Source organism: Duganella sp. HH101 (assembly GCF_001758795.1).
GTDB classification, from domain to species: Bacteria; Pseudomonadota; Gammaproteobacteria; order Burkholderiales; family Burkholderiaceae_D; genus Rugamonas; species Rugamonas rivuli.
In genome coordinates this window covers 23680-36723 of sequence record NZ_LRON01000025.1, presented here as the reverse complement: position 1 = coordinate 36723, position 13044 = coordinate 23680, and the positions used below count along the sequence as shown (strand labels likewise).

Below are 13044 nucleotides of genomic sequence, written 5' to 3'. Positions count from 1 at the left end.
GCGACAAATTCCGCATGGCGGGAAAAATGGCTTGCCCGGGGGAAGGAAAAGACAAAAGGCCTGAAGATTGCTCTTCAGGCCTTTCAACTTACGAATTTTGGTGCGGCTGGCAGGAATTGAACCCACGACCCCTTGGTTCGTAGCCAAGTACTCTATCCAGCTGAGCTACAGCCGCGAAAAACAAGATTATAACAGCGTTTTCTTGTTTGGCGAAGGATTCCTTGAAGAAATTTTGCAATCCGTTTCAAGGCCTTACACTTATAGCAAAAGGGCCCGAAGATTGCTCTTCAGGCCCTTTCACTTACGAATTTTGGTGCGGCTGGCAGGAATTGAACCCACGACCCCTTGGTTCGTAGCCAAGTACTCTATCCAGCTGAGCTACAGCCGCTTAAGCAACATTATAAAGCATTAATTTCGTTTTGCAAAGTTCGATATTTTCTATCGTTTAATCGGTTCAATGTTTAAAACACCGAATCAACCACCGTGCTAACTGCTTTGCTGCATCTCTTTCAACCGGCATGCCGTTCGAAAGAAGCAGCATTATAGGGACACTCCCCGAGCTTGTCCAGCACTCTCTGTCAGGTGCCGAATTCGGCCGCCGCCTTGGCCGACCACAACGCTTCGTTATAGGAAGGATAGGGAACGCCATAACAATCGATATGGCCGCCCTCGCCCACGAACTTGATCCACCAGCCCGCCTGATCGTTGATGATGGCGATATCGCCCTCGCGGCAGGTGCCCGCGATCTGCTCGTTTTGTTCCAGCACAACAATCTTCACCTTCCTGTGCTTCACTACCGTCGCCATCGCGCCTCCTTTCGCGGCCCCGCGCCGCTCCACCTCCAGTGTATCCGCAGCGCGCGCCCGCGCGATAGAAAACATGAACATTTCGCTCACAAACCCAGGATTTTCAAGGCTTGCGCGTGGCTTCATTCATGCCAGTGATCTCGCTCATCATGAGAAAGAATTTGCATTACCTTGCGCACTGCCGCATCATTCACCTGTCTCCTCTATTCTCCTCCAAGGAAATAGATTTAGCCCGCTCCTGTAGCGGGCTTTTTTTTAGTGTACGATGCGGTCAGCTTTGCCTTCCAAGACAACATACTGACAGGTTGCCCCAGCATGACATCATCCGCCCCCGTCGCGCCGCCCTCCCCCGACTGGTCGCGCACCGCCCTAGGCGAGCCGGCCGGCTGGCCTCTGCCGTTGCGCCTGACGGTGGACATCCTGCTCAATTCCCCCAGCGCCATGCTGCTGATGTGGGGCCCCGAGCAAATCATGGTGTACAACGATGCCTACGCGGCGCTGATAGGCCTGTCGAGCCTGCGCGCGCCCGGCGGCAGCGTACCGTCGATCCAGCCGGCCGCCTGGAGCTGGAACGCCGCCGCCATCCGCCAGGGCTGGGCCGGCGACAGCGCCAGCTACCGCAGCGTGGTGCTGCCGGCGTGGCGCAACAACGGCGTCGCCCAGTTGCCGCTGGACCTGTACTACACGCCGGTGCGCGACGCCGCGGGCCAGGTGGCCGGCGTGCTGTGCACGCTGGCGCCGGCCCAGGCCGCGCCGCTGGCCGACACCGCGCGGCCGCTGCGCATGCTGGTGGTCGAGGACAATGCCGACGCCCGCTACCTGGTGTGCGAGACGCTGCGCGCGCTCGGCCACGAAGTGCAGGCCGCCGCCACCGGCGAGGACGCCCTGCCCGAACTGTCGCGCCAGAGTTTCGACGTGCTGTACACCGACGTCAGCCTGCCCGGCATGTCCGGCGTCGAACTGGCGCGCAAGGCGCTGCAGCAGGCGCCGACGCTGCAGCTGCTGTTCGCCTCCGGCTACGGCGACGAGCTGACCCGCCACCTGGAATTCCCCGCCCAGTCGTTGCAAAAACCCTACGACATCGAGCAGCTGCAAGCCGCGCTGGAGCAGGTCGCGCGGCGCATGACCAACACCCAGGCCTGAACGCCACCAACCGTGCGAAGCCATGGTGGGAGATGGAGCTACAATGAAGGCACCGTAAAACGTCCAGCGTTAGCCTGACGCGCCGCCGTCCGGCGGCCGCGCCAGCATCGCGGCAGCATGAAGCCCACATGATTCCTCCGAACGAGCCCACCGACGCCATTCCCTCCCAGACCCCGACGGGTGACGCCGAGCTCCAGGCCTCTTCCAGCGTGCAGCAGGAGTTGCTGAACGCCCGGGAAGCGCTGCGCCAGAGCCAGCTGGAACTGCGGGCGCTGGCCGATTCGATGCCGCAGCTGGCCTGGATCGCCGAGCAGGACGGCACCATGGTGTGGTACAACCAGCCCTGGTACGCCTACACCGGCACCACCGCGGAACAGATGAGCGGCGACGGCTGGCGCCGGGTCTACGCCCCCGATTGCGTCGGCGCCATGCAGGAACGCTGGGATCTGTCGCGCGCCACCGGCCTGCCGTTCGAACTGGAAGTGCCGATCCGCAGCGCCAGCGGCGAATTCCGCTGGTTCCTCACGCGCGCCAACCCTGTGCACGACGCCGCCGGCCGCGTGCTGCGCTGGTTCGGCACCAGCACCGACGTCGACCAGGTCAAACGCGTGCAGGAAGCGCTGCGCGACGAGACCGCCGTGCTGGAGCTGGTCAACCGCACCGGCAACGCGCTGGCCTCGACCCGCGACCTGCATCCGCTGCTGCAGGAAGTGACCGACGCCGCCACCAGCATCAGCGGCGCCCGCTACGGCGCCTTCTTCTATCACGGCGCCGACGCCCACGGCAAGGCGCGCGTGCTGCATACCCTGTCCAGCTGCACCCCGCCCGGCTACGCCAGCTTCGGCCGGCCGCAGGACGACGCGCTGGACGGCGACGGCCTGCTCGGCCGGGAAGCCATGCGCAGCAACGACCTGCCGGCCGACGCCCGCTACGCCAGCGACCATCCCTGCCGCGCCACCCCGCCCGGCCAGCCGCCGGTGCGCAGCTACCTGGCGGTGCCGGTGGCGCTGCGCTCGGGCGTGGTGATCGGCTGCCTGTTCTTCGGCCATCCGGAACCGGACATGTTCAGCGAGCGCACCGAACGCATCATCGGCGGCATCGCCGCCCAGGCCGCCGTCGCGATCGACAATGCGCGCCTGTACGACGCCTCGCGCCGCGCCGCCGAGGAGCGCAAGATCCTGCTCGACAGCGAACGCCAGGCGCGCGCCGACGCCGAACGCACCAGCCAGATGAAGGATGAATTCCTGGCCACGCTGTCGCACGAGCTGCGCACGCCGCTGACCGCCATCCTCGGCTGGGCCCAGGTGCTGCGGCGCGGCAGCCGCGACCAGGCCGACCTGCACCGCGGCCTGCAAACCATCGAGCGCAACGCCCGCGCCCAGGCCCAGCTGATCGAAGACTTGCTCGACATGAGCAGCATCGCCTCCGGCAAGGTGCGGCTGGAAATGCTGTCGCTGGCGCCGGCCGCCATCGCCGCCGCCGCCATCGACACCGTGCGCCCCGCCGCCCAGACCAAGCAGATCCGCATCAACAAGCACTTCGACGCCAAGCCCGGCCTGGTGGCCGGCGACGCCAGCCGCCTGCAGCAAATCTTCTGGAACCTGCTGACCAACGCCATCAAGTTCACGCCGCCCGGCGGCACCATCGACGTGCACATCCACCGCGAAGGCGACCAGATCGCCATCGCCGTGCGCGACAGCGGCATCGGCATCGCCCCCGCCTTCCTCGACCATGTGTTCGAGCGCTTCCGCCAGGCCGACGCCACCGCCACCCGCAAGCACGGCGGCCTGGGGCTGGGGCTGGCGATCGTCAAGCACCTGGTGGAACAGCATGGCGGCACGGTGCACGCCGACAGCGAGGGCGAAGGCCGCGGCGCCTGCTTCACGGTGCGCCTGCCGCGCCGCCACGGCTACGACGAGCCGCTGGGCGCCGCCGACGGCCACCGCGCGGCCGCGCACGACCTGTCCGGCCTGCAAGTGCTGGTGGTGGACGACGAGGATGACGCGCGCGAACTGATCAAGCGTATCCTCAACGATTGCAACGCCGACGTGCTGACCGCCGCCACCGCGACCGAGGCGCTGACGCTGCTGCAACATGCGCGCCCCGACCTGATGGTGAGCGACCTCGGCATGCCGGAAGTGGACGGCTACGGCCTGCTGGACCGCATCCGGGCGCTGGGGCCGGCGCGCGGCGGCGATTTGCCGGCCATCGCGCTCACCGCCTTCGCCCGCTCCGAAGACCGCATCAAGGCGCTGTCGAGCGGCTTCCTGGCGCATATTTCCAAGCCGGTCGAGCCGAATGAGCTGATCGCCAAGGTGGCGGCGATGGGCGCCAGCCACCGGCACGCCTGAGCGGCGATGCCGGCCGCGATGGCAGCGTGTTAATAGCTGTGAATATTATTGTCACACGGAAATTATTCTATTCCTACTCGCAGACGCGGCAATGTCCTACAAGCAATCTGAAGATCAGTTGATAAACTACAAAAATACGAAAAAACGGGTACAATTAATTGCCACACGGAAATACCATGTGCTTGTGTGCGCCGCAACACGGACGCCTGCGCTATGATCGTGGGACTATAAATTTCTGGCCGGAATGGCCGATTTGAGACAGACAGAGACCATTATGCCGAGCCGAGAAGAAATCCTGAACGCCAAGATACTGGTGGTGGATGATAGTGCAGACAACGTCGAGCTGATGTTGGAAATCCTGCGCGAGGCCGGCTATACCGACGTCTCCTCCACCATGCTGCCCGAACAGGTCTGCCCGCTGCACCGCCAGCAGTGCTACGACCTGATCCTGCTCGACCTGCAGATGCCGGGCCTGAACGGCTTCCAGGTCATGAAGGGCCTGAAGGAGATCGAACAGGGCGGCTACCTGCCGGTGCTGGCCCTGACCGCACAGCCGAGCTTCAAGATCGCCGCGCTGGAAGCGGGCGCGCGCGACTTCATCAGCAAACCGTTCGACCTGCTGGAAGTGCACAAACGCATCCACAACATGCTGGAAGTGCGCCTGCTGTACAAGGAGCTGGCCCAATACAGCCGCCAGCAGCAGGAACTGGCGCTGCACGATCCGCTGACCGGCCTGCCCAACCGCCGCCTGCTGGAAGACCGCATCGCCACCGTGCTGCAACACGCCACGCGCCAGCAGAACAAGGCCGCCGTGATGTACCTGGACCTGGACGGCTTCAAGGCCATCAACGACACCCACGGCCACGCCACCGGCGACGAGATCCTGAAAATGGTGGCGCAGCGCCTGGTCGGCTGCGCCCGCCGGGAAGATACCGTGGCCCGCGTCGGCGGCGACGAGTTCGTCATCGTCATGGGCAATATCGCCCAGCTGGGCGACACCCAGGAGCCGGCCGCCAAGCTGATCGAGGCGGTCTCCGAACCCTACATCATCAACGGCCTGACGCTGCGCCTGTCGACCAGCATCGGCATCGGCATCTATCCGGACGACGCCGACCAGGTGGCCTCGGTGATCGCCGTGGCCGACGGCGCGCTGTACGAAGCCAAGCGCTCCGGCAAGAACCGCAGCTGCACCGCGCAGATGATGCGCACGCCGCCGCAGCCGCACGCGATGTCGCCGGCCCCGGCCTGAACAGCCGGAGCCGGACGGGACGGCCGCCTAGTGCGCCGCTTCCTCCATCTTGCCCGCGTGCTGGTGGTCGTCATGCGCGTCGACCTTGTCCGGCGCCACTTCGATGCGCGTGATGCCGGCGTCCACCGACACCGGATCGCTGGCCGGGAAGGTCATCTCCAGGCCGCCGTCCAGCAGGGTTTCCTTGGCCTGCTCTTCCGGCGTGGCTTGCTCATGCTCGGCCAGCGTGGTGATCGCGCAGGCCCATTTGACGAAATCCAGGTTGGCGAGCTCGCGCACGGTGTGCACGTTGAACGCCTGCGCCAGCGCCTTGGCATCCTTGGCGCTCAGGCCGCGCAGCGCGCTGGTCGGGGCGTCGGCCAGTGCGCGGAAGCTCAGGCCCAGGTACTCTTTATCTACAACGGTATCGATATTCATGATGCATTCCTTTCAGTGGGGGTACTGCGCCACTGTCGCAGCCCGCGGCGGCGGGGTCTGTACGGAATCGAACACTCGCGCGGCGCCGTGCGGCCGCGTTCGATTGAGCGGCCATTTTTGACATTCATTTATGCAATTGATATGATGAAATGGTGTCCACTACCCACTTCTCTGGCAGCTTTAAGGCCGCGAAGATTTCGCAGTTTCAGCATCGTGCAGAGACCCCGTGCCTAAAACAGAAAAACCCAAAATCCTGGTGGTCAACGATGACGCGAACAGCCTGTTCGCACTGACCAGCCTGCTGACGCAATGGGCGGAACAGGAATCCTACGAAGTGCTGGCGGCCCGCTCGGGCCAAGAGGCGCTGCGCCAGGTGCTGATGCACGACTTCGCCGTGATCCTGTTGGACGTCAACATGCCCGGCATGGACGGCTTTGAAACCGCCGAAGCGATCCACCAGCGCGCGCGCTCGGCCGACATCCCCATCATCTTCATCACCGCCTTCCTGGCCGACGAGCTCGACCGGCTGAAGGCTTACCAGCGCGGCGCCGTCGACTTCCTGTTCACGCCGGTGATTCCGCAAATCCTGTACGCCAAGATCTCGGTGTTCGTGGCGCTGGCGATGAAGAACGAGGAATTGAAAAAGCAGGCGCGCCAGCTGAGCCTGCGCACCACCGAGCTGACCGCCGCCAACCAGAAGCTCACGCGCGAAATCGAGGAACGGCAGTCGGCGGAGCGGCAGAACCACGCCAAGGACGAGTTCCTGGCCATGCTGGGCCACGAGCTGCGCAATCCGCTGTCGGCCATCAGCAGCGCGGCCTCGCTGATCGGCCTGCCCGGCGTATCGACCGACGGCGTCACGCGCGCCAAGAAAATCATCCAGCGCCAGAGCCAGCACCTGGGCCGCATCGTCGACGACCTGCTGGACCTGTCGCGCGCGATGTCGGGCAAGATCCTGCTCAACCGCGCGCCGCTGGACCTGGCGGCGCTGGTCGCGGCCTCGCTGGAAACCTACCGCGCCACCGGCCGCAGCGCCGACTACCAGCTGGTGCAGGACCTGGACCAGGGCTGGGTCGACGGCGACGCCACCCGGCTGGAACAGATCACCAGCAACCTGATCGACAACGCGCTGAAATACACGCCGCCCGGCGGCCGCATCGAAGTGCGCACCTGGACCGAGAACGACGACGTCGTGCTCAGCGTGCGCGACACCGGCGTCGGCATCGCCGCCGACCTGCTGCCGCATGTGTTCGACGTGTTCGTGCAAGGCTCCAGCACGCTGGACCGTTCGCAGGGCGGGCTGGGCATCGGCCTGTCGCTGGTGCGCCGCCTGGCCGAGCTGCACGACGGCGCCGTCACCGCCGTCAGCAAGGGCCCCGGCGGCGGCAGCACCTTCACGCTGCGCCTGCCGCGCATCGAACACCAGGCGGCGCCGGCGCCGCAGCCGGCCGGGACCGGCGGCGAACACGGCCTGCCCAGCGTGCTGCTGATCGAGGACAACGACGACGGCCGCGAAATGATGACCATGATGCTCGGCTGTTACGGCTACGAAGTGCAGTCGGCGGCCGACGGCAACGAAGGCGTGGCGGCCGCCGTGCGCCGCCGGCCGGACGTGGCGCTGGTCGACATCGGCCTGCCCGGCATCGACGGCTACGAGGTGGCGCGCCGCCTGCGCGCCGATCCCGCCACCGCCGGCATCCGCCTGATCGCGCTGACCGGCTACGGCCTGGCCGACGATCTGCGGCGCGTGATGGAGGCCGGCTTCGACCGCCATCTGGTCAAGCCGGTCGACATCGATCAGCTGATGGAAGTGATAGGCGCTTGCCTGCCGGTGCCCGTCAAGCAGTGAGCGCTTGCCAGAGTGCGCCATGACTTGCAAAGCTCGGGTATGATCCGCAAAAGTCCGCAAAGTCCGCCCTGAGAGAAACCATGTCGCCACAAGAACAGCACCAAGAACACAGCCAGCAGGACACTCTGCGCAGCGCCGACCTGAGCGACCTGCTCGGCCACGTCCACACCTGCTGGGACAACGAACGGCGCTCGCTGTCGCGCCAGCTGCACGACAGCCTGGGCTCGTCGCTGACGGCGCTGACCATGCACCTGGGCCTGCTGATGCAGAAGATGCCGCAGGAGCCAGCCTTGCAGGACCGCGCCGCCCACATGAAGCAGCTGCTGCTGCAAATCGTCGAAACCAACCGCCAGATGCAGATCAAGCTGTGGAACGACAAGCTCGAATTCCTCGGCGTGCGCGTGGCCTTGAGCGAGGCGGTCGAGCAGTTCGGCCAGCAGCACCAGATCGCCGCCCGCTGCAGCCTGCCCGAAGACGAACTGAGCTGCCCGCGCAGCCACGGCATCGTGCTGCTGCACACGCTGGAGGAAGCGCTGCGCAACATCATCGCGCACGCGCAGGCGACCGAGGTCGACGTCATCGTCGACGACAACGAGGATGAGGTCATGCTGACGGTGAAGGATAACGGCGTCGGCCTGAGCGGGCCGGTGGCGGCCGCGCTGGAAAGCATCGGCGACAAGTTCGGCCTGCGCACGGCGCGCGAACGGGCCGCCTACCTGGGCGGCACGCTGACGCTGTCGGCCGGGGCCGGACGCGGCGTCACGCTGACGATGGTCTTGCCCAAGCCCCCAGCGGCCTGAGCTAAAGAACTAGTGCAGCTTGACCAGCGGCGTGCTGCGCTTGATCAGGAAACGCGCCAGCGCCAGCACGGCGGTGCGCACCGTGCCGAGCACGGCGCGGTGGTGCATCAGGTGCAGGCTGACGTACATCAGCCGCGCGACCATGCCGTCGACAAACCAGCTTAAGCCCTTCAGCGATCCCATCAGGCTGCCCACCGACGTGGTCTGGCCGAACGACACCAGCGAACCGTAATCGCGATAGACATAGGGCTGTTGCTGCGGCGGCCTGCCCTGCCGGCGGCGCAGGAAGTGCGCGGCCAGGTAGTCGGCCTGCTGGTGCGCGGCCTGCGCGCGCGGCGGAACCAGCTTGCCGTCCGGCCCGGCGCAGGCGGCGCAATCGCCCAGCGCGTAGATGTCGGCATGGCCTTTGACGGCCAGGCGCGCATCGACGTCGAGCTGGCCCGACTTCACCGTCGGCAGGCCCAGCTGTGCGAGCAAATCCGGCGCCTTGATGCCGGCCGCCCACACCACGATCTGCGCAGGATAGACGGTGTCGCCCGCCGTGACGGCATCGTCGCCGATGGCGGTGACGCGGGTGTCGGTGACGACCTTGACGGCGCGCTGGTGCAGCAGCTCCAGCGCCGCCGCCGATACCTTTTCGGGCAAGGGCGCGAGGATGCGCGGCGCGCCTTCCAGCAGCGTGATGCGCACGTCGCGCTCGGCGATCAACTGGCGGAAGCCGTAGGCGGCATAGACGCCGCTGGCTTCGCGCAATTCCGCCGCCAGCTCGACGCCGGTGGCGCCGCCGCCGATGATGACGATGTCGACGCCGGCCTCGGGGCGCGTGCTTTTCTGCAGCTCGGCCTGGGTCAGCAGCTTGAGCAGCGTCAGGCGGAAGCGCTCGGCGTCCTCGGTGGCGTTCAGGGAGATGGTGTGTTCGGCCGCGCCGGGCACGCCGAAATAATTGGAGGTGCTGCCGACCGCCAGCACCAGCGATTCATAGCCGATGCGGCGTTGCGGCAGCACTTCTTCGCGCGCGGCCTGGTCGGTCGCGCCGCTGTAGATGGCGCCGACGGTCAGTTGCCGCTGCGCCGCGTCGAGCGCCACCATCGGCCCGTAGACGAAGGTGAAGCCGTTGTCGTGCGCCAGCATCTGGTAAGACAGGCCTTCCTGGTGCACGTCCAGCGTGCCGGCCGCCACCTCGTGCAGGGATGGTTTCCAGATATGGAACAGGCGGCTGTCGACCAGCGTGACCGCCTGCGGCCCCAGTTTGCGGCCGAGTTTGCAGGCGAGCTCCAGCCCGCCTGCCCCGCCGCCTACGATCAAGATATTGCTCTGCAAACGTGTCTCCTGTAGGCGGCCGGCGCCGCGTGGTCAGTCCTTGTTGTGGCCGTTGCCATGGCCTTTGCCGTGGCCCTTGCCGTGGTCGTCGTCGCGGCGGTCGTCGCGACGATCATCGCGGCGCTCGTCCCGTCGTTCATCGCGGCGGCCTTCGTGATAGGCATCGCCATGACGCTCGCGATAGCGCGGCACGTATTGGTCCTGGTACCAGCCATCCTGGACGAAATACACGCGCTGGCCGCAGGCGTTGTAGGCGCCGCAGTGCTTGGCCCAGTGCTTGGCGTGGCCGGGCGGCACGCGCAGGTAGATGGGCGCGGACTCGACGTAGCGCACCGGACGCTGGACCAGCACCGGTTCACGATACAGCACCTGCGGGCGCGGGTAGTCGCCTATATCGAGGCGGCCGTAGAAGCCGGGCTGGCCGATGCTGATGGAGACGCCGACGTCCTGGGCGAACGCTGCGGAGGACAATGCCAGCAAGCTGGCGGCAAGGATCTTGGCTTTCATGGTTGCCTTCTTTTCTTGTAATCGTGGCTGAGCGAACTTGCTCACTTGAAATCCTACCAAACCCTGGAGCGACTATCCGTACGCTAGCGTACATAATTCGCGACAATCCCTCACCATAGTTGCGCCAACGGCAACACCACACCGCTAAAGAACGCCCAATCCGGCGACGCGTGGTTCAATCCATGGGCCATGCCGAAATCCACGGTCAAGCGCTTGCTGGGGCTGTAGCTGAGGGCCACCAGCACTTGCGCGGTGCTGTCGGCGCCGCTGCGGCGGGTGCCCGACCATTCGCCCGTCACGCCCCAGCGCTCGTTGACCGGTGTGGAAAACGAAGCCGACAAGCCGGTCTGGGTCCGGCCCGTGCCGGCATCATGCGCGCCCAGTCGTGTGGCGTTGAGGTTGGCGTCCATGTGCACGCTGCCCATGTCCTGGCTGTAGATGCCGTTCAGGCTGTAGTCGGCGCGGCCGCTGCCGATGTTGTCCCTGGCCGTTGGGGCCTTGGCGCCCAGCTCCAGGCCCAGCGCGCTGCCCTCGTCGAGGACGAAGGCGCGCTTGAGCACGAACAGCGTATCGCCGATGCCGCGCGCGCGGCCGCCGTTGCCGTCCGGCGCCGACACCAGGCTCTCGCCGCTGAGCACCCCGCCCCATTGCTCGTTGAAGCCCAGCTTCAGCGCATATGGCAGGCTGTTGCGGCGGCCATCGTCGGACTTGCTGCTCAAGCCGCCCAGTTCCAGCTCCAGCTGGCCGGCTGCGGGCAGTTGCGCGGGACTGGAGACCGACGGCCGGTAAGGCGTGATGGGCGGCCCCTCCTGGGCCTGGCACAGCAGCGGCAACAGGCTAAGGGCGGCGGCGAAACAGGTCTTCATGGCAGCTCCTGGTTAGACTATGGCGCCAGCGTAGCACATGCCGCGCGCGCAACCCGGAACAGCGGGGTCTGACCCCGAGGGGTCAGACCCCAACGCGCCGGCGCCTTGCGGGGTAGGCAAGCGCTATCCCTTCGAAAGCTCGGTGTCGAGCTGGCGGATGGCGGCCTGGGCCTGGGTGATGACGCGGTCGGCGATGCGCTGGCGCATGCCGGGCACGCGGCCGGCCGCTTCCGCCTCCAGCAGCAAGGGCGTCAGCAGTTGCAGCGCCGAGTCGTGGAAGCCTTGCGCCACCTGGTCCAGCTGGGCGTTGAAACTCAGCTCGGCCGCCTGCAGCTGCTTGCGCAGTTCGGCCTCGAAGGCGGCGCGCTTGTCGCGGATTTCCGTGCGCTTGCGCTTGCCGCCGTCGCTGAACCATTTGAACGCGCCCGCCAGCAGCACGGCGCCGCCGACAAACGGCGCCACCGGCGCCACCACCGGCAACACCACCGCCGCGCCGATCAGGTAGGCCGCCGTGCCGGTGCCGGCCGCCACCACCGCGCCGCTCATCAGGGTGACGTTGGCCGCCGTGTCGACGCTGTTGACGATGCGCGTGCCCACCCGCAGCCGCGGCATCAGCTTGGCCAGCGTCGAATGGTGCTGACGCTGGAACACCGACGATTGATTCAAACGCATCGCCTGCTGGAACAGCCGCAGGTCTTCCTGCATCAGGTGCAGCGCCTGCTCCTTGCGGCGCACGATGCGGTCCAGCCGCCGCTCCATCTCCTGCCCGAACTGCTGGCGGCCCATGCTGGCCCACACGTCCTCGTCTTTCCACTGGTCGGTGTTGAGGCGGTCGGTGATCGCCAGTTCGATGGCGTTGCCGGCGTCGTGCACGGCGTTGTCGATTTCCTCCAGCAGCAGGCGGCGCTCGTAGGCGATGCGCTGGTCCACCAGCGTCAGGCGCTGCAGCACCTGGTTCTTCAGGTCGTTGGCGGCGCTGATCAGCGTGGCGGCCATGGCCTCCCCCACCGACAGCATGCGCGCCTGCTCCAGATAGACGTTGATGTCGTGCGCGATGGCGGCCGTGGTGCTGCCCACCAGTTCGCGCAGTTGATGGTGGTCGATGTCGCCGGACTGGAAATTGCGCGCATGTTCAACCAGCACCGGCTGCCCCGTATGGCGGCCGAAGTCGGCCACGGCGTCGGCCAGCGAGCGGCCGCGCACCAGGCGGCGGGCCTGCTCGCCCAGGTTGGCGAGGATGCCGCGCTCTTCGGCAGGCGGCAGCCGGTTCAGGTCTTCGGGCGACAACCGGGCAGACAAGGCCTTGGCCAGGCGCTGCGCCAGCGCGCGGGCGTCGGCGCCGTGCAGCGCCAGCAGCGGGATGGTCATGCTGAGGGCGTTTTCGCGCGCGGCCTGGTCGATGCCGCCGCTGCTGCGGCTGAGCGCATTGAGCGCCCAGTCGACGTCCACGCCCGATTCGATGGCGTTGAGCACCAGCGCGGTGAAGACGGCGGACGATTTGCCGTCGCCGGCGATGTCGGTGACGGCGGCGAACTGGGCCAGCGTTAGGCTGCCTTCGTTGCCGGCGATGGCGCCGACCGCGCGCGCGTAGGCCGAGCTGAAGCTCTGGTCGCTGGACATATGCTCGTCCAGCGTATGCACGCTGACCACATGGGTGCTGCCTGGAGTACCGTGCTGATTGTTCACACTTGCTCCACTTCGTAAATAATGCCGTTATGGCATTTTAACTGAAGCGG

The 13044-nt window shown here is 66.3% G+C and carries 11 protein-coding genes and 2 tRNA genes; 5 read left to right on the top strand and 8 right to left on the bottom strand.

What is annotated here, in order from left to right:
• Positions 1 to 98: 98 nt before the first annotated feature.
• The 3 genes from DUGA2_RS27665 to DUGA2_RS34630 all read right to left on the bottom strand — a co-directional run bounded on the left by DUGA2_RS27665 (position 99) and on the right by DUGA2_RS34630 (position 932).
• Positions 99 to 175: transfer RNA gene (locus tag DUGA2_RS27665), tRNA-Arg, on the bottom strand.
• 136 nt (positions 176 to 311) lie between these two features.
• Positions 312 to 388, bottom strand: a tRNA-Arg gene (locus DUGA2_RS27660).
• Positions 389 to 578: 190 nt separating this feature from the next.
• Positions 579 to 932, bottom strand: coding sequence for a hypothetical protein (locus DUGA2_RS34630; RefSeq protein ID WP_229214787.1), 354 nt, complete (start codon positions 930 to 932; stop codon positions 579 to 581).
• Between the two features lie 189 nt (positions 933 to 1121).
• On the opposite strand from DUGA2_RS34630, the gene DUGA2_RS27650 reads away from it, so the two are divergent.
• The 3 genes from DUGA2_RS27650 (at position 1122) to DUGA2_RS27640 (ending at position 5549) form a co-directional block, all read left to right on the top strand.
• On the top strand, positions 1122 to 1949 hold the full coding sequence (locus DUGA2_RS27650) for a response regulator (protein WP_070272656.1): 828 nt from the start codon (positions 1122 to 1124) through the stop codon (positions 1947 to 1949).
• A gap of 128 nt (positions 1950 to 2077) precedes the next feature.
• The gene (locus DUGA2_RS27645; RefSeq protein ID WP_070272605.1) at positions 2078 to 4300 is read left to right on the top strand and encodes an ATP-binding protein; all 2223 of its coding nucleotides are present in this window, start codon (positions 2078 to 2080) and stop codon (positions 4298 to 4300) included.
• A gap of 274 nt (positions 4301 to 4574) precedes the next feature.
• Complete coding sequence (locus DUGA2_RS27640; protein WP_008447642.1) at positions 4575 to 5549, top strand: diguanylate cyclase domain-containing protein; 975 nt, start codon at positions 4575 to 4577, stop codon at positions 5547 to 5549.
• Positions 5550 to 5576: 27 nt separating this feature from the next.
• Here DUGA2_RS27640 and DUGA2_RS27635 read toward each other — a convergent pair whose 3' ends face one another.
• Positions 5577 to 5966 (bottom strand): hypothetical protein, encoded by a 390-nt coding sequence (locus tag DUGA2_RS27635; RefSeq protein WP_070272604.1) that lies wholly within the window; start codon positions 5964 to 5966, stop codon positions 5577 to 5579.
• 226 nt (positions 5967 to 6192) lie between these two features.
• Between DUGA2_RS27635 and DUGA2_RS27630 the strand changes: the two genes are divergently transcribed.
• Both DUGA2_RS27630 and DUGA2_RS27625 read left to right on the top strand, forming a co-directional pair.
• Positions 6193 to 7815 (top strand): response regulator, encoded by a 1623-nt coding sequence (locus DUGA2_RS27630; protein WP_070272603.1) that lies wholly within the window; start codon positions 6193 to 6195, stop codon positions 7813 to 7815.
• An 80-nt stretch (positions 7816 to 7895) separates the two neighbouring features.
• The gene (locus tag DUGA2_RS27625) at positions 7896 to 8615 is read left to right on the top strand and encodes a sensor histidine kinase (RefSeq protein WP_070272602.1); all 720 of its coding nucleotides are present in this window, start codon (positions 7896 to 7898) and stop codon (positions 8613 to 8615) included.
• A gap of 9 nt (positions 8616 to 8624) precedes the next feature.
• Here the strand turns inward: DUGA2_RS27625 and DUGA2_RS27620 are convergent, their stop codons facing one another.
• The 4 genes from DUGA2_RS27620 to DUGA2_RS27605 form a co-directional block, all read right to left on the bottom strand.
• Complete coding sequence (locus tag DUGA2_RS27620) at positions 8625 to 9935, bottom strand: NAD(P)/FAD-dependent oxidoreductase (protein WP_070272601.1); 1311 nt, start codon at positions 9933 to 9935, stop codon at positions 8625 to 8627.
• A 33-nt stretch (positions 9936 to 9968) separates the two neighbouring features.
• Complete coding sequence (locus DUGA2_RS27615) at positions 9969 to 10442, bottom strand: hypothetical protein (RefSeq protein WP_070272600.1); 474 nt, start codon at positions 10440 to 10442, stop codon at positions 9969 to 9971.
• 110 nt (positions 10443 to 10552) lie between these two features.
• Entirely contained in the window at positions 10553 to 11308 is a 756-nt protein-coding gene (locus tag DUGA2_RS27610) for a transporter (protein WP_070272599.1), read from the bottom strand.
• Positions 11309 to 11431: 123 nt separating this feature from the next.
• A complete protein-coding gene (locus tag DUGA2_RS27605; protein ID WP_229214786.1) occupies positions 11432 to 12994 on the bottom strand; it encodes a hypothetical protein in 1563 nt (520 codons plus the stop codon).
• Positions 12995 to 13044 lie beyond the last annotated feature (50 nt).